The following is a 15,772-nucleotide window of genomic DNA, read 5'->3' as shown; positions in this document are numbered from 1 at the left end:
CGCGCGCAGCGGGGCGGCCGGGCCGCAACTCCCGGCGGGCGTCGCGATCACGTCGCTTGTATGGACGCACCGTGACGGGAGTGGAAAGCTCGAATAACCGCGGGCGTCGCCGAAGCCGCCACCGCACGCGGCTGACGCGGTCCCGCGCCCACTGTGACCTCACCGTGCACGGGAGGCTAGGCCATGGGCGACAAGGCGAACACACACCCTGGGGCCGCCGGCAGGGCTACGGCGGCCGACCACCCCGCGTCCGTACGGAATGTGGTGCTGGTCGGCCACTCCGGATCGGGCAAGACCACGTTGGTGGAGGCTCTCGCGCTGGCCGCGGGAGCGGTGAACCGGGCGGGCCGCGTGGAGGACGGCGGCACCGTCTCCGACTACGACGAGATCGAGCACCGGCAGCAGCGTTCCGTACAGCTGTCGCTGGTGCCCGTCGAATGGGACGGTTTCAAGATCAATCTTCTGGACACCCCGGGGTACGCCGACTTCGTCGGAGAGCTGCGGGCCGGTCTGCGCGCCGCGGACGCGGCCCTCTTCGTGGTGTCGGCCTCGGACGGCGTGGACGGCTCGACCCGGATGGTGTGGGAGGAGTGCGCGGCCGTCGGTATGCCGCGGGCCATCGTCATCACGCATCTGGAGGCGGCCCGCGCCGACTTCGAGGAGATGACGCGGGTGTGCGCGGAGGTGTTCGGCGCGGCCGACCCGGACGCCGTGCTCCCGCTCTACCTGCCGCTGCGCGGGGCGCAGGCCGCCGACGGGCACGCGCCCGTGACCGGGCTGATGGGACTGCTGTCGCAGCGGCTGTTCGACTACTCCTCCGGGGAGCGCACGGAGTCCGAGCCGGGCCCCGACCTGCTGCCGCAGATCGAGGACGCCCGCAACCGGCTGATCGAGGGGATCATCTCCGAGAGCGAGGACGAGACCCTGATGGACCGCTATCTCGGCGGTGAACAGGTCGACGTCAAGACGCTGATCGACGATCTGGAGCGGGCCGTGGCGCGCGGGGCGTTCTTCCCGGTGCTGGCCGCGGCGCCCGCCGCCGAGGGCGCCCGCCGGGGGCTCGGCACGGTGGAGCTGCTGGACCTGGTCACCCGCGGCTTCCCGACCCCGACGGAGCACGCGTGTCCGGAGGTCACCACGATCGACGGCAGGCCGCGCGAGCTGAAGCCGTGCGATCCCGACGGGCCGCTGGTCGCCGAGGTCGTCAAGACCTCCTCCGACCCCTATGTCGGCCGGGTCTCCCTGGTCCGCGTCTTCTCCGGGACGCTGCGCCCCGACGAGACGGTGCACGTCTCCGGGCACGGGCTGGCCGACCGCGGCCACGAGGACCACGACGTCGACGAGCGGATCGGCGCCCTGTCCACGCCGTTCGGCAAGCAGCAGCGTCCGGTGACGCACGCCGTCGCGGGCGACCTGGCGTGCGTGGCGAAGCTGGGCCGCGCGGAGACCGGGGACACGCTCTCGGCCAAGGACGATCCGCTGCTGATGGAGCCCTGGCAGATGCCCGACCCGCTGCTGCCTCTCGCCATCCAGGCGCACAGCAAGGCGGACGAGGACAAGCTCTCGCAGGGCCTGGGCAGGCTGGTCGCCGAGGACCCGACGATGCGTCTGGAGCAGAACCAGGACACGCACCAGGTGGTGCTGTGGTGTCTGGGCGAGGCGCACGCGGACGTCGCCCTGGAGCGGCTGCGCAGCCGGTACGGCGTCCAGGTCGACGTGGTGCCGCACCAGGTGTCCCTGCGGGAGACGTTCGCGACCCGGTCCGCCGGGCGCGGCCGGCATGTGAAGCAGTCCGGCGGGCACGGGCAGTACGCGATCTGCGAGATCGAGGTCGAGCCGCTGCCGGGCGGCGCGGGCATCGAGTTCGTGGACAAGGTGGTCGGCGGCGCCGTGCCGCGGCAGTTCATCCCGTCGGTGGAGAAGGGCGTAAGGGCCCAGGCCGCCAAGGGAGTTGCGGCCGGCTATCCGCTGGTCGACGTGCGGATCACGCTGCTGGACGGCAAGGCGCACTCGGTGGACTCCTCCGACGCCGCGTTCCAGACGGCGGGCGCGCTGGCGCTGCGGGAGGCCGCGGCGGACGCGACGATCCATCTGCTGGAGCCGGTGGCCGAGGTGTCCGTCCTGGTCGGCGACGACTATGTGGGCGCCGTGATGAGCGACCTGTCGGGGCGGCGCGGGCGGGTGCTGGGCACCGAACAGGTGGGCACGGGCCGGACGCTCGTCCGGGCCGAGGTGCCCGAGTTCGAGATCGGCCGGTACGCGATCGACCTGCGGTCCCTCTCGCACGGCACGGCACGCTTCGGCCGCTCGTACGCCCGGCACGAGCCGATGCCGGCGCAGATCGCGGAGAAGATCCGTGCGCAGGCGAAGGAGGCTTCGTAGGGGGCGGGTTGAGAGTCCGCCGCCGGCTTCGGTGAGGTCGCGTGGCCGGCGGTGGACACGGTGCTCTCCTTCGCCTGCGCGGGCCGCAGGGGTGCCGGTGCCGAGCGGCCGAGCGTGCGAAGGGCCCGAAGGGCTCGGCACGTTGGGCCGCTCGCCTTTGGCCGGAGCGTGACCGGAGGGTGCCGGCCGGGAGGTGTCTTTGGCCGGTCCGCCGACGGATGTCGGTGGCTGCGGATACGCTGATCACCTGATCAGGTCGTGCCGAATCGGCACGACGACCTGTTCAACAGGTGTGCGGAGCACGGAAGTCGGGAAGGCCGCAGAAGCGACACCGGCGGCGATCGGGGGCGGGCATGTCGATTGGAACCGAGTGGGACGGACCACAGGTACCCATCGCGGGCGACGGAAGCCAGGCGGCGACCTACGCGCTGGCCTCGGCCGCCTACCGGGACAGCGCGATGGAGGACATCAAGAAGGCCGACAACGAGTGGCACCAGTCCACCGTCAAGGCCGGCCGGATCGCCCTGTTCAAGCCGAATCTGGGCGAGGCGTTCTCCCGGGCCGTGGTCGACCGCATGCTCGGCTCCGGGCGCAAACCGCTGATCCAGTCCTTCGGTTCCGAACCGCAGGTCGTCGTGGAGCACTGCCTGGCGGCCAACAACATCCGCCGCACCCGTGACAACCAGCTCAGCACCGTGATGGTGCTGTGCGGCCTGCTCGTCCTGCCCGGCCTCCTGGTCTGGCTGCTGGTCTTCCAGCTGCGTACGTTCATGGCCAAGCGGGACGCCAAGCGCGCAGGGGCGCTCGCCACCGCCCTGCTCGTCGCGGTCGGCGCGGTCGTCCTGATCTTCCTGATCCGCATGCCGTTCACCGGGTTCTGGGGCTGGTACGCGCGCGCGGCGGCCGTCCTGCCGGTGCTCGGCTGGTTCTGGGCCCGGCGGATCTGCGAGCGCGCGGCGAAGGACCTGCGGGCGCGCTGGGACGGCCTGCTCTCGGGCACCAGCGTCGGCGCCAAGGTCCCGGAGGCCGTGCCGAGCAGCCCGGGCGAGACGGCCGCGGAGCAGCTGCGCCAGTCCCTGGCCCGGCTCAGCGCGGAGCAGCAGTCCAACTCGGTCTTCTACGCCGGGCCCAAGGGCATACTCGGCATGGGCACGCGCTGGGGCAGCTGGCAGCTCGCCGAGGACCTGCTGCCCGCCGACCCCGCCCGGGAGATCCACCCGTTCCGCAGCTGGGACGTCATCCGCGCGATCCACGACCAGCTGGGGATGCTGGAGCGCGGCCCGCTGAACACCGGCGGCTTCCCGAAGCCGTCCATCCGCCACTGGATCGTCACGCCGATCGGCGAGAACGCGAAGGCGGTCTCCCGTCCGGAGGGCGCGGACGTCGAGGCGTTCCAGGTCAAGCCGCACGCGATACAGGAGATCTGCAACAAGCAGCAGTTCGGCAGCGGCGACCGGCACTACCTGGGCGTGCAGTGGACGCTGTGGGACGGGCAGTTGATCATCACGATGCTGATCACGGTCACCGTGCTGCACCAGACGCTGCGCATCGAGGTGACGGGGCATGCGCTGGGGCCGGTGCACTCGCTGTTCACCTCCAAGCCGGAGGCGCCGAAGAAGGAGGTCACTAAGTCCTTCAAGCCGTGGGAGACCCGGTCGATCAGTCTGCCGCTGGTCGGCACCGACGAGGTGGTGCGGCTCGCGGCGAGGGCGCCGCTGACCTGGTACCCGCCGATGCTGAACTGGCTGGGCGGCTCGCTGGGCCTGCCCGAGCCGTTCGGTCTGCGGCACGCGTGGGCGGACAAGCCGTGGCGGCACCGGTTCATGGCCGACGACGCGCTGCGCGCGGCGGCGCCGGTGCTGCGGGTGGTGCACTCCGCGGCGATCCGGGTGCTGGAGGAACACGGCGTGGACACGGACAAGTTCGGCGCCCGTTCGGCGTTCCTCAGCACGAACGTGCAGGACCCGTCGCCGAGGAAGGCCGATCTGTACGACGCGTAGCGCCCTGTGGCCTGTGCCTCAGGGCGTCGGCCAGGACTGCGCCAGCATGGTGCGGGTGTCGGCCAGCAGCTGCGGCAGCACCCTGGTGTGGCCGACCACCGGCATGAAGTTGGTGTCACCGCCCCAGCGGGGCACGACGTGCTGGTGGAGGTGGGCGGCGATGCCGGCGCCCGCGACGGCGCCCTGGTTCATGCCGATGTTGAAGCCCTGGGCGCCCGAGGCGGTGCGCAGCGCCGTCATCGCCTGCTTGGTCAGCTCGGCCAGCTCCGTGGTCTCCGGCCCGGTCAGATCGGTGTAGTCGGCGACGTGCCGGTAGGGCACGGTCATCAGATGGCCGCCGTTGTACGGGTACAGGTTGAGCACCGCGTACACGTGCTCGCCGCGGCGGACGATCAGCCCGTCCTCGTCGGACTTGGCCGGGATCGCGCAGAAGGGGCAGCCGTCGTCGGCCCCCGGACCGGTCGGCTTGTTCTCGCCCTGGATGTAGGCCATCCGGTGGGGCGTCCACAGGCGCTGGAACGCGTCCTGCGTCCCCACTCCGATCTGCTGCTCCGGCTCACTCGTCATGCTAGGCAGCATATGGCTTCGCCCGTTCGCGGCGTGTCGTCGGGGTTGCGGCACCCGGCTCCCGGGCGAAGCTGGGCCGGTGTACGACGACAGCCCCGCAGATCGCTGGGAGCGCCGCACGGAGGTCCCGCTCGCCGTGGCGTCGCTGGTCTTCCTCGGCGCGTACGCGGCCCTGGTGCTGGGTCCCGGCGTCGGCACCGGGTGGCGCCGCCTGTGCCAGGCCGCGCTCTTCGCGGCCTGGGCGCTGTTCGCCGTGGACTACGCGGTGCGCTGGCGGCTGAGCGGGCGACGGCTGCGCTTCGTGCGGGCGCACTGGCTGGACACGCTGGTGCTGCTGTTGCCCCTGCTGCGCCCGCTGCGGGTGGTCCGGCTCTACGAGGCGGTGCAGCGCCGGCACGGCCGGCCCCGGCTGGCGCTGCACGCGCGCGTGATCGTGTACGCGGGCCTGTCCGCCCTGCTGCTCGGCTTCTCCGGCGCGCTCGCCGTCTACCAGCAGGAGCGCGGGGCGCCCGATACGTCGATGCAGACGTTCGGGGACGCCCTGTGGTGGACCTGCGCGACGCTGAGCACCGTGGGCTACGGGGACGTCGTCCCGGTGACCCGGCTCGGGCGGACGATCGCGGTGGGCATGATGGCCGGCGGTCTCGCCCTGCTCGGCGCGGTCACCGGGTCGTTCTCGTCCTGGATGCTCCAGGTGTTCTCGGACGAGAACGGAGACGAGCGCAGAGACGACGAGCGGCCCCCGAGGCGCTGAGCCTGTCCGGGGGCCGCCGCGCGGGTCCGCTCAGACCTGTGCCCGCTCCTCCACGACCTTCACGATCTTGGCGATGGCCTCGTCGACCGGGATGCCGTTCTCCTGCGAGCCGTCGCGGTAGCGGAAGGACACCGAGCCGTTCGACATGTCCTCGTCGCCGACGATGATCATGAACGGAACCTTCTGCTTCTGCGCCGTCCGGATCTTCTTCTGCATCCGGTCCGAGGACGAGTCCACCTCCACGCGCAGGCCCCTCTTGCGGGCCTTGGCGGCGAACTTCTCCAGGTACTCGACGTGCGCGTCGCCGATCGGGATGCCCACCGCCTGCACCGGCGCCAGCCAGGCCGGGAAGGCGCCCGCGTAGTGTTCGAGGAGCACCGCGAAGAAGCGCTCGATGGAGCCGAACAGGGCGCGGTGGATCATGACCGGGCGCTGCTTGGAGCCGTCGGGGCCGGTGTATTCCAGGTCGAAGCGCTCCGGCAGGTTGAAGTCGAGCTGGATCGTCGACATCTGCCAGGTGCGGCCGATGGCGTCGCGTGCCTGCACGGAGATCTTCGGGCCGTAGAAGGCGGCGCCGCCCGGGTCAGGCACGAGCGGCAGGCCCTGCTTCTCGGCGACCTCGCGCAGCGTCTCGGTGGCCTCCTCCCAGGCGTCGTCGGAGCCGACGAACTTCTCCGGGTCCTTGGTGGACAGCTCCAGGTAGAAGTCGCTCAGGCCGTAGTCGCGCAGCAGGCCGAGGACGAAGGTGAGCGTCTTGTCCAGTTCCTCGGACATCTGCTCGCGGGTGCAGTAGATGTGCGCGTCGTCCTGGGTGAAGCCGCGTGCCCGGGTCAGGCCGTGCACGACGCCCGACTTCTCGTAGCGGTACACGGTCCCGAACTCGAAGAGGCGCAGCGGCAGTTCGCGGTAGGAACGGCCGCGCGCGTCGAAGATCAGGTTGTGCATCGGGCAGTTCATGGGCTTGAGGTAGTAGTCCACGCCCTCGTCGAGCTGCATGGGCGGGTACATGCCCTCGGCGTACCAGTCCAGGTGGCCCGAGGTCTCGAAGAGCTTCCCCTTGGTCGCGTGCGGGGTGTAGACGAACTCGTAGCCCTCCTCCTCGTGGCGGCGCCGCGAGTAGTCCTCCATCACGCGGCGGACGATGCCGCCCTTGGGGTGGAAGACGGCGAGGCCGGAGCCGATCTGCTCCGGGATGGAGAACAGGTCGAGTTCGCTGCCCAGCTTGCGGTGGTCGCGCTTCTCGGCCTCGGCGAGGAAGTCGAGGTACGCCTTCAGCTCGTCCTTGGACGGCCAGGCGGTGCCGTAGATGCGCTGGAGCATGGGGTTCTTCTCGCTGCCGCGCCAGTAGGCGGCAGCGTTGCGCATCAGCTTGAACGCCGGGATGGCGCGGGTGGAGGGCAGGTGGGGGCCGCGGCAGAGGTCCTTCCAGCACAGCTCGCCGGTCTTGGCGTCCAGGTTGTCGTAGATCGTCAGCTCGCCGGCGCCGACCTCGACGTCCGCGCCGTCGTCGGCGGACGCGGCCCCCTTGAGGCCGATCAGCTCCAGCTTGTACGGCTCGTCGGCCAGTTCCTCGCGGGCGGCCTCGTCGGTCACGACCCGGCGGGAGAACCGCTGCCCCCGCTTCTGGATCTCCTGCATCTTCTTCTCGACGGCCTTCAGGTCCTCCGGCGTGAACGGTTTCTCGACGTCGAAGTCGTAGTAGAAGCCGTCCCTGACGGGCGGGCCGATGCCCAGCTTGGCCTCCGGGAACAGCTCCTGCACGGCCTGCGCCATGACGTGCGCGGTGGAGTGGCGCAGGATGTTCAGACCGTCCTCGGAGGAGATCTCGACGCCTTCGACGGTCTCGCCGTCCTTGACCTCGTAGGCGAGGTCCTTCAGCTCTCCGGCCACCCGGGCGGCGATGATCGAGCGCTCGCCGGCGAAGATCTCGGCGGCCGTAGTGCCCGTCGTCACCGTGCGCTCTTCCCGCTCGGAATCGCGTTGGATGATCACACGGACGTCTGACACCGGTCTCTCCTGACTGCTGGTGGATGCGGGCGCCGTACCAGGAGCGCGCGCAATAGGGGATCGTACCGACCCGGGCGCGCCGACGGCGAAACGGTGGCCCTGTGTGAGGGGCCGCCCCCGGTCAGTCGCAGTCGTCGCCGCTGCACGCCTCCTCGAAGAAGTCGAGATCTTCTTGCAGGGACTTCATCAGACGGTCCCGCTCGGCCTCGTCCACCTGCACCGGTACCACCCCGAGGGCGCCGGACAGCCGGCGGAACCCGCCCCGGCTCTCCAGCCGGCCCTGCACCCGCACCGGCAGCCCGACGAGGTGCGCGTGCCCGGCGATGCGGTAGTCCTCCTCGTCCAGGGTGACCCGGACGTGCGGCACCTCGGCGCCGGATATCACCCGCAGTCGTACGGTGCCCGCGCCGCGCGGGCCGGAGCGGCGCAGGCGGACCACGGTGCCGGTGACCCGGACCGGGACGGCGGGCTCGTCGCGCACATACCGCTTGCCCGCCTCGCGCAGCACGGGCAGGTCGCCGGGCGAGAACTCGACGGGCTCGGCGGCGCTCGCGCAGTCCTCGGGGACCTGGGCGGCGGGCGCCCATGCGACGGCGATCCGGGCGCCCTCGGCGCCGCGCACGAGGGCCACCAGCGCCTCGGTCAGCTCGCGGCTGACGCCGGCCTCGACGGCCGCGTCGAAGGCGTCCATGCCGCCGGTGGCCCGCCGGTAGTCGATCGCCTCGCGGGCGGCGTACAGGGCCTGGTGCAGGCGCACGCACAGGGGGCGTCCGGTGCCCACCGGGACGAAGGCGGTCAGGTGGCCGCCGGCCGCCGGCCCGACCAGGACGTCCGCCAGTGCCGCGGCGGCCGACCGGCGGTGCCGGGCGCCGTAGTAGCCCGCGCGCCCGCGGCCGGCAAGCGCGCCCGCGAGCAGCATCTGCCGGGCGGCGGTGCGCAGTTCTTCCTCGGCGGTCCAGGACGTGGCGCCCGCCGGGCCGCTCGGCACGTCCCGCCACCAGTGGATCTCGTCGCTGGGCACGGCGAGCCCGACAAGCACCTCGCGCGCGGAGGGCGTACCGCTGCGGGCGAGCGCGACCAGGGCCTCGCCGAGCAGGTCCTCGCTGTCGGGGAAGTCCCGGCTCTCGGGCACCAGCAGGCTGGTCCCGCCGCCGCCCGGTCCCGGTGGGGTCCAGCGGCCGTACCGTCCGGCGGCCCCGCCGCGGCGCTGCCAGCCGTGCCGGTGCAGCAGGGCGCCGAGCACCGCGGGGTCGACGGTGGCGGGGTCGGGCCCAGCGGGCTCGGGCGGGTGGTGGCCGTGGGCGTCGACCGGGTGCGGCCTGACCTCCCGCAGCGGCTCGTCGGCCGGACGGTGCCTCATGGTCTGCCTCCCGTCCCGACCCGCGTCATGATCTCGCACAGCGCCCGGTCGTCGAAGATGCGCGCGGTGGGGATGCGCACGGTGGTCCGGTGCCGGCCGGTGACCGGGTGGCCCGCCAGGTTCACCCAGTAGCAGCAGTGCCGCAGGTCGAGCCGGTCGTGGCCGGCGCGCAGCCAGTCCTCCTGGGAACGCGGGACGAGCATCACGACCAGGATCTTGTGCACCGAGACGGGGGTGCGGGCGAGCTTGCGCAGGTGGTCGTTGTCGAGGGTGAAGGAGAAGGAACGGCCCGGAGGGTTGGGCGCGATCTGATAGGTGCACTTGAGCTGCACCTTGATGGTCACCTCGTCGTCGACGGTGTGTCCGGGCGCGCTGTGGCTGACGTGCCAGTCGATGCCGTTGTCCGGGAACGGCTGGGACAGCGAGCAGCCCGCGGCGGCGGCGACCGCGTGCAGATAGCCGACCTGCAGTGTCTCCATGCAGGCGGTGGTGGCGAGTGTGCCGCGATGGGGGCCCGTGCGTTCGGGCAGCAGCCCGCCCCGCTCGGGCTGCGCTATCGCCATGACCAACAGCCTTCCAAGCCAAGTGTTTTCCCGCAACGAGCCGCTGAACTGCAAAGACCCGTAGTCCTGTTGTCTCCTTGCGGCGTACGGCGCAAACGGCCCGGGTATCACCAAACAGGCGGAAGACGGGTCGTCATCTGCCGTGGGTGAACGAGGAGTTGTGTGGGCATGACGTGCTGGTACGAGGGACCCCTGGCCGCCTTCGACACGGAGACCACGGGCGTGGATGTCGAGACCGACCGGATCGTGTCGGCCTCCGTCGTCGTCCAGGACGCGCCGGGCACCCGGCCCCGGGTGACCCGCTGGCTGGTGAACCCGGGCGTGCCGGTGCCGCGGGCGGCGACGGCGGTGCACGGGCTGACGGAGGAACACCTGCAGCGCAACGGCCGCTGGCCGGCGCCGGTGATGTTCGAGATAGCCGAGGAGCTGGCGGGGCACGCGGCGCTGGGCCGGCCGCTGGTGGTGATGAACGCGCCGTTCGATCTGACGTTGCTGGACCGGGAGTTGCGCCGCCATCGGGCGTCGTCGCTGGACCGCTGGTTCGAGTCGGCGCCGTTGCTGGTGCTGGACCCGCGGGTGCTGGACAAGCATCTGGACCGCTATCGCAAGGGCCGCCGGACGCTGACCGATCTGTGTGCGCACTACGGTGTGGCGCTGGAGGGCGCGCACGAGGCCTCCGCGGACGCGCTGGCCGCGCTGGGCGTCGTACGGGCGCTCGGGCGGCGCTTCGCCACCCGGCTGGAGCGCCTGTCCCCGGCCGAGCTGCACACGCTGCAGACGACCTGGCACGCGGCGCAGGCCCGAGGTCTTCAGGCATGGTTCGCGCGCAGCGGCTCCGACGAGGCGGTCAGCACGGACTGGCCGTTGCGTCCGGAACTGCCGAGGGCGGCCTGAGGCACGAAGACGGCGACGGGGCCCGCATCGGATGCGGGCCCCGTCGCCGTCGGACGGTGGGCGATACTGGGTTCGAACCAGTGACCTCTTCGGTGTGAACGAAGCGCTCTCCCACTGAGCTAATCGCCCGGGAACGCACTGAACAATACAGGTCCCCGCGGGATTCGTTCAAACCGCTGCCAGGTGCCCGAGCAGGCCGCGCCGGCCGGCCCGCATCATCAGCCGGTGGTTGACACGGAAGAAGGGCCGGCCGGGCACGGCCAGTCGCCGCAGCAGCGGCTTGGCGACGACGACGGCCTGGTCGTAGCGGACGAGGGTGCCGGTGCCGCGGGCGGTGACGGTCCAGCGGGCCCAGCCCTCGATGTCCCCGGTCAGGGTGGCCTCCAGGACACCGGCGGCGGGGTCCCGCCGCGCGGCGCGTGCGGTGAACGTCATCTCCAGGGGCAGGACGGAGCGGATGGTGACGACGCCGGTGGTGTCGTCGAGCCGGCTCACCGTGCGCACCTGGGGCCACCAGCGCGGATAGTCCTCGGCCCGCTCCAGCGCCGCGAAGACGGCCGCGGGCGGCGCGGGCAGGGGCCACCGGCTGCGGAAGCGGTAGTGGTTCCAGTCCATGGGCGGAGTCTGCCCGCGGGGGTCATCTGAGTACGCGTACTCATGCCGGACGGGGTGAGGTGGGCCACACTCCTCGGTACGAGCGCCGCCGCCCGTGCGACGGCGCTCCCCCTTCCGCTACGCGGGCATCCGGTCGCCCAGCAGCGCCAGGTTCTCGATGGCGGCCAGGCCGTACAGGGCGGTGTCGTTGGTGGACACCCAGCTCGCCTCGCTGCCCGGGACCAGGGTGGCCGGTCCGGTCAGCCGCTCCGTCTTCCACGGCGCCGACTCGGTGTAGCCGTCGGAGGCGTAGAACTTGCTCCAGGCGCGCCGGGCGAGTGCGGCGTCGCCGGTCTGCACGCGTCGGAGGCGCCGGCCATGGCCGGTGGGGACCGTGGGTCAGCGGCGGCGGTAGCGCTCCTCCACGGCGACGGCCGCCGCGGCGACCGCCCCGAGCACGGGGACCGCGAGCGGCGCGACGAGCACGGCGCAGCAGCCGACGAGCACCGCTCCGCCGATCAGCAGGAAGGAGCCCGCGGGGTCGAGGACGGTGCGCCGGGCGGCGCCGGCGAACAGCGTGCGCCAGCTCGCGCCGGGCGCCCAGAGCGCCGCCGCGCGCAGCCCGGCCACGGCGAGGCCGATCAGCGCGAACAGTCCGACGGCGCCGACGAGCGGCCCGCCGGGCAGTCCGGCCCGCACGGCCTGGACGTCCACCCAGGCCAGCGCCGCCGCGACCCATCCGGCGACCCCGACGGCCCAGCCGCCGCCGAGGGCGCCCCGGAAGTCGGCGGCGAACTCCCGCAGGCCGCCGCGCTGGTGCGCGGTGCGGCGGCGCAGATGCCGGGCGCCCGCCGCGAAGGCGGCCGGGTACGTGACCACGCCGAGGGCGGCCACGGCGATCCACACCCCGGTCAGCAGGCACTCGGCGAACAGGCCGAACCGGTCGGCGAACACCGACTCCCTGCGCGGTTTCACACGTGCTTGCGCCATGGGGATCGCCTCAGCCCTTCAGTCCGGAGGTCGCCATCCCGTCGATCAGGTAGCGCTGGAAGGCGAGGAAGAACAGCAGCACGGGCAGCAGCGCGACCAGCGACATGGCGATCATGCCGCCGTAGTTGGCGGCGACGCCGTCGGAGTCGCGGAACATCATCAGGCCGAGCGAGACGGTGTACTTGCCGGGCTCGTTGAGGTAGATCAGCGGTCCCATGAAGTCGTTCCAGGCGTTGATGAAGGTGAAGATCGCGCTGGTGATGAGCGCCGGGCGGCACAGCGGCAGCACGATCGACCAGTAGATCCGCAGGTGCCCGCAGCCGTCCAGGCGGGCCGCCTCGTCCAGTTCGCGGGGCAGGTTGCGCATGAACTGCACCATCAGGAAGACGAAGAACGCCTCCGTGGCGAGGTACTTGCCGATCAGCAGCGGGGTGTAGGTGTTGACCAGCCCCAGCTTCTGGAACATCACGTACTGCGGGATCAGCAGCACGTGGTACGGCAGCAGGAGCGTGCCGATCATCAGGGAGAACAGCAGGTTGCGCCCGGCGAACCGGATGCGCGCGAACGCGTACGCGGTCAGCGAGCAGGAGACCAGCACGCCGACGACGGAACCGAGCGCGTAGAAGAGGGAGTTCTGGAAGAACGTCCAGATCGAGATGTCCGCGATGCCGTCCGCGAGGCCCTTGAAGTTGGACAGGATCGGGTCGGCCGGGAACAGCGTGAGGCTGTTGATGATGTCCTTGCTCGGCTTGAACGAGGCGCCGATGACCCAGACGACCGGATAGAGGATGACCGCGAGGATCACCAGGGCGCCGAGATGCCAGACGAGGGAACCCGCGCGCCCGCGGTGCGCCGCCCACGGCCTGCCTGCGGCCGGGGGCATCCGCTGATCGAGCGGAGCAGGCAGATGGGGGGATGTCATCGGGCCGCCTCCTCGTAGTGCACCCACTTCTTCTGCGACCAGAACAGGACGGCGGTCACCAGGGCCACGGCGAGCAGCAGCATCCAGGCCATCGCCGAGGCGAAGCCCATCTGGGCGTTCTTGAACCCCTGCTGGTACAGGTAGCAGGTGTAGACGAGCGTGGCGTCGGCCGGTCCGCAGTACGTGTTGGAGACGACGTAGGCGGAGCCGAAGATCTGGAACGAGTGGATCGTCTCCAGCAGGACGTTGAAGAAGAGGACCGGGGAAATCATCGGCAGAGTGATGTTCCAGAACCTCCGCAACGTCCCCGCGCCGTCCATCTCGGCCGCCTCGTACAGCTCCCTCGGCACCTGTTTGAGGCCCGCCAGGAAGATGACCATGGGCGCCCCGAACTGCCAGACGGTCAGCGCCACCAGGCAGTACAGCACCCAGTCCGCGTTGCCGACCCAGCCGCCGACGGGGAAGCCGAGGAACGTCTGGGTACGGTCCACGATCGCGCCGTCGGAGAAGAGCGACCGCCACACGAAGCCGACCGAGACGCTCGCGCCGATCAGCGAGGGGGCGTAGAAGGCGGCCCGGTAGACGGCCTGGCCACGGCGGCTCTGCGCGAGCAGCAGCGCGACGCCGAGCGCGAGCAGCAGCTTCAGCGGGGTGCCGATGACCACGTACTTGGCGGTGACCTCGACCGACTTCTGCCAGCGCGGGTCGTCGAACATGCGGGTGAAGTTGTCGAACCCGATCCACGTGGGGGTGTTGAACAGGTTGTAGTCGGTGAAGGCGAAGTACAGGGAGGCCACCATGGGGCCCGCGGTCAGCAGCAGGAAGCCCGCGATCCACGGCGACATGAACAGGTAGCCGGCCAGGTTCTCCCGGCGGCGACCGGGCCGGCCCGCGGGCGCGGGGGCGGCCGAACGTGCCGTGCGGGCGGGCACGGAGTCCTTGACGAGCGTCATGGGACCCCCATCAGGCCTGGAAGGCGGCCTCGGACTCGGTGAAGAACTGCTTCACCGCGTCCGTGACCTTGGTCTTGCCCTGTCCGAGGTCGCCGCCGATGCGCAGGAAGGCGGCCTCGACGGTGTCGGCTCCGGACGGGTGCGGGGTGATCGTGCCGAGCACACCGGCCTCGGCGGTGTCCGCCTCGTACTGCGCGATCTCCTTGTTCACCGCGTCGGCGGGCGTGAACGCCTCGTACTGCTCGGTGCTCGCGAGGATGCCCCGGTCGTAGCCCATGATCGTGCCGACCTCCGGGTCGTGGACCATGAAGTCGATGAACTGGGCGACCTCCTTGGGGTGCGAGGTGCGGGCCGAGGCGCTGAGCATCAGGGAGGCGAGGTACTGGCCGGTGTGCTTGCCGTCCGTGGTGGGGATCGGGGCGAGGCCGTAGGTGCTGTCGCCCTCCGCGGAGTAGCGCACGGTGAAGTTGTCCCAGGTGAACTCCGAGGCGCCGTGGCCGGCGGAGAGGGAGGACTTGGGCATGTCCTGCTGGACGACCTTGGGGTCGGTGACGATGCCGGCCTTGACCCGGTTGTAGCCGTCCGTCCACCACTCCGTCAGATCGGCCTGGTCGAAGCCGAGTCCGTCCTTGGTGAAGAACGCCCTGCCGTTCTGCCGGAGGTAGAGGTCGTACAGGTACATGATGGTGAAGTAGCCGGTGTCACCGGGGATCTTCGTCTTGTCGTGAACGGTCTTCAGGGCCTTGAAGTACTCGTCCCAGGTCCAGCCCGCCTGCGGTTCCACCCCGGCCTTCTCGAAGACCTTCTTGTCGACGACGAGGGACATGGTGTTGGAGCCGACGGGCACACCGAGCTGCTTCCCGTCCACCTCGCCCACCTTCGTGACGCCGGCGCGGAAGTGATCGAGGCTCAGATTCCCTGCCTGCGCCTGTGACTTGAGGTCGAGGAGAACGCCTCTCTTGTCGTACTTGCGAAGGAACCCGACGGCATTCTGGAAAACGTCCGGTGGATTTCCGCCGGCGGCCTGCGTCTGGAACTTCTCCCAGAACGATTGATACGTCTGGAAGTCCGTCTTCACCTTGATCTTCGGGTACTTCTTCTCGAAGAGCGCAATGGTCTGGTTGATCCTCTTGGCCCGTTCCTCAGCGCCCCACCACGAATAACGGATCGTCACCGTGCCGTTTCCGGATCCGCCGCCGCCCCCGCACCCGGTCGTCGCGGCCAGCCCCAGCGCGGCGGCCGTGGACCCGGCCGCCTTCAGGACCGTACGCCGCTCCACGTGCCTGTCGGTTCCCACCGTCGGACCCCTCCCCGCGACGCCGTCGTCGCCGTTGTGAATCGTTTCAAGTAAGCGCTTGCTGGCACAAGGTACGGAGGGGCCAGGGGTGCGTCAATGATTCGGACAGGAATATCTCAGGCCGCCGCCCGGGCCTCGGCGGGCCGTTCGCGGGCCGGTGCCGCGCCACCCGGACGAGGGCGCAGGTCGCGCGGGTGCGGTCGGCCGGCCGAACGCAACGGCCCGGACGATCCGCGGCCGGGAGCGGGCGGGTGCGCCCCGCGGGCCGCGCCGGACGGCCACCACCGGGGCGGGCGGGGGGCGGGTGTGGGCGCAGACGACGGCGGCCCGTCTGCACTGTCGCAGACGGGCCGCCGACCCGGGTGGGCGATACTGGGTTCGAACCAGTGACCTCTTCGGTGTGAACGAAGCGCTCTCCCACTGAGCTAATCGCCCGGGCGCAGGAAGAAGATTACCCCATGTCAGGGAATGCCTCCGACCATGGCGCGG

Annotated in this window: 13 protein-coding genes, 2 tRNA genes and 1 pseudogene; 4 read left to right on the top strand and 12 right to left on the bottom strand. The window is 71.1% G+C overall.

The window, feature by feature from the left end:
• Positions 1–183: 183 nt before the first annotated feature.
• Both ACIRFL_RS08670 and ACIRFL_RS08665 read left to right on the top strand, forming a co-directional pair.
• On the top strand, positions 184–2,382 hold the full coding sequence (locus ACIRFL_RS08670) for an elongation factor G-like protein EF-G2 (RefSeq protein ID WP_404025473.1): 2,199 nt from the start codon (positions 184–186) through the stop codon (positions 2,380–2,382).
• Positions 2,383–2,735: 353 nt separating this feature from the next.
• Positions 2,736–4,382: a hypothetical protein gene (locus ACIRFL_RS08665; protein ID WP_404025471.1), complete on the top strand. Its 1,647-nt coding sequence runs from the start codon at positions 2,736–2,738 to the stop codon at positions 4,380–4,382.
• Positions 4,383–4,400: 18 nt separating this feature from the next.
• Here ACIRFL_RS08665 and ACIRFL_RS08660 read toward each other — a convergent pair whose 3' ends face one another.
• Positions 4,401–4,961 (bottom strand): HIT family protein, encoded by a 561-nt coding sequence (locus ACIRFL_RS08660; RefSeq protein ID WP_404025470.1) that lies wholly within the window; start codon positions 4,959–4,961, stop codon positions 4,401–4,403.
• A gap of 67 nt (positions 4,962–5,028) precedes the next feature.
• Between ACIRFL_RS08660 and ACIRFL_RS08655 the strand changes: the two genes are divergently transcribed.
• Positions 5,029–5,703, top strand: a complete 675-nt coding sequence (locus ACIRFL_RS08655) for a potassium channel family protein (protein WP_404025467.1) — start codon at positions 5,029–5,031, stop codon at positions 5,701–5,703.
• Positions 5,704–5,733: 30 nt separating this feature from the next.
• On the opposite strand, the gene thrS is transcribed toward ACIRFL_RS08655, so the two are convergent.
• The 3 genes from thrS to ACIRFL_RS08640 form a co-directional block, all read right to left on the bottom strand.
• On the bottom strand, positions 5,734–7,710 hold the full coding sequence (thrS, locus tag ACIRFL_RS08650; RefSeq protein WP_404025464.1) for a threonine--tRNA ligase: 1,977 nt from the start codon (positions 7,708–7,710) through the stop codon (positions 5,734–5,736).
• Positions 7,711–7,831: 121 nt separating this feature from the next.
• On the bottom strand, positions 7,832–9,070 hold the full coding sequence (locus tag ACIRFL_RS08645) for a hypothetical protein (protein ID WP_404025462.1): 1,239 nt from the start codon (positions 9,068–9,070) through the stop codon (positions 7,832–7,834).
• Positions 9,067–9,633, bottom strand: coding sequence for a DUF4365 domain-containing protein (locus ACIRFL_RS08640; RefSeq protein ID WP_404025460.1), 567 nt, complete (start codon positions 9,631–9,633; stop codon positions 9,067–9,069). Before ACIRFL_RS08640 ends, ACIRFL_RS08645 begins: the two co-directional genes overlap by 4 nt.
• A gap of 168 nt (positions 9,634–9,801) precedes the next feature.
• On the opposite strand from ACIRFL_RS08640, the gene ACIRFL_RS08635 reads away from it, so the two are divergent.
• Positions 9,802–10,527, top strand: coding sequence for a 3'-5' exonuclease (locus ACIRFL_RS08635; protein WP_404025458.1), 726 nt, complete (start codon positions 9,802–9,804; stop codon positions 10,525–10,527).
• A gap of 57 nt (positions 10,528–10,584) precedes the next feature.
• Here ACIRFL_RS08635 and ACIRFL_RS08630 read toward each other — a convergent pair.
• The 8 genes and pseudogenes from ACIRFL_RS08630 to ACIRFL_RS08595 form a co-directional block, all read right to left on the bottom strand.
• A tRNA-Val gene (locus ACIRFL_RS08630) sits at positions 10,585–10,656 on the bottom strand.
• 39 nt (positions 10,657–10,695) lie between these two features.
• Entirely contained in the window at positions 10,696–11,142 is a 447-nt protein-coding gene (locus ACIRFL_RS08625; RefSeq protein WP_404025456.1) for an SRPBCC family protein, read from the bottom strand.
• Between the two features lie 117 nt (positions 11,143–11,259).
• Positions 11,260–11,481 (bottom strand): annotated as a pseudogene (locus ACIRFL_RS08620) (hypothetical protein); the annotation flags it as partial.
• A 39-nt stretch (positions 11,482–11,520) separates the two neighbouring features.
• The gene (locus ACIRFL_RS08615; protein WP_404025454.1) at positions 11,521–12,111 is read right to left on the bottom strand and encodes a hypothetical protein; all 591 of its coding nucleotides are present in this window, start codon (positions 12,109–12,111) and stop codon (positions 11,521–11,523) included.
• A 10-nt stretch (positions 12,112–12,121) separates the two neighbouring features.
• Positions 12,122–12,994 carry a carbohydrate ABC transporter permease gene (locus ACIRFL_RS08610; protein WP_404025743.1) on the bottom strand — a complete coding sequence of 291 codons (873 nt, stop codon included), beginning with the start codon at positions 12,992–12,994 and terminating at the stop codon, positions 12,122–12,124.
• A 35-nt stretch (positions 12,995–13,029) separates the two neighbouring features.
• The gene (locus ACIRFL_RS08605; protein WP_404025452.1) at positions 13,030–13,986 is read right to left on the bottom strand and encodes a carbohydrate ABC transporter permease; all 957 of its coding nucleotides are present in this window, start codon (positions 13,984–13,986) and stop codon (positions 13,030–13,032) included.
• Positions 13,987–13,996: 10 nt separating this feature from the next.
• Entirely contained in the window at positions 13,997–15,283 is a 1,287-nt protein-coding gene (locus ACIRFL_RS08600) for an ABC transporter substrate-binding protein (protein ID WP_404025450.1), read from the bottom strand.
• 363 nt (positions 15,284–15,646) lie between these two features.
• Positions 15,647–15,718: transfer RNA gene (locus ACIRFL_RS08595), tRNA-Val, on the bottom strand.
• Between the last annotated feature and the right edge of the window lie 54 nt (positions 15,719–15,772).

It is taken from the genome of Streptomyces sp. NPDC102462, from assembly GCF_044765425.1.
Lineage (GTDB): Bacteria > Actinomycetota > Actinomycetes > Streptomycetales > Streptomycetaceae > Streptomyces.
This window is presented reverse-complemented; position numbering and strand designations above follow the sequence as displayed.

Bases quoted from the DNA above. Each gene is read 5' to 3' on its own strand.
- ACIRFL_RS08615 (WP_404025454.1), bottom strand. From the start codon at position 12,111: ATGGCGCAAGCACGTGTGAAACCGCGCAGGGAGTCGGTGTTCGCCGAC.
- ACIRFL_RS08660 (WP_404025470.1), bottom strand. From the start codon at position 4,961: ATGCTGCCTAGCATGACGAGTGAGCCGGAGCAGCAGATCGGAGTGGGG.
- ACIRFL_RS08670 (WP_404025473.1), top strand. From the start codon at position 184: ATGGGCGACAAGGCGAACACACACCCTGGGGCCGCCGGCAGGGCTACG.
- ACIRFL_RS08640 (WP_404025460.1), bottom strand. From the start codon at position 9,633: ATGGCGATAGCGCAGCCCGAGCGGGGCGGGCTGCTGCCCGAACGCACG.
- ACIRFL_RS08610 (WP_404025743.1), bottom strand. From the start codon at position 12,994: ATGCCCCCGGCCGCAGGCAGGCCGTGGGCGGCGCACCGCGGGCGCGCG.
- ACIRFL_RS08605 (WP_404025452.1), bottom strand. From the start codon at position 13,986: ATGACGCTCGTCAAGGACTCCGTGCCCGCCCGCACGGCACGTTCGGCC.
- ACIRFL_RS08635 (WP_404025458.1), top strand. From the start codon at position 9,802: ATGACGTGCTGGTACGAGGGACCCCTGGCCGCCTTCGACACGGAGACC.
- ACIRFL_RS08645 (WP_404025462.1), bottom strand. From the start codon at position 9,070: ATGAGGCACCGTCCGGCCGACGAGCCGCTGCGGGAGGTCAGGCCGCAC.
- ACIRFL_RS08665 (WP_404025471.1), top strand. From the start codon at position 2,736: ATGTCGATTGGAACCGAGTGGGACGGACCACAGGTACCCATCGCGGGC.
- ACIRFL_RS08625 (WP_404025456.1), bottom strand. From the start codon at position 11,142: ATGGACTGGAACCACTACCGCTTCCGCAGCCGGTGGCCCCTGCCCGCG.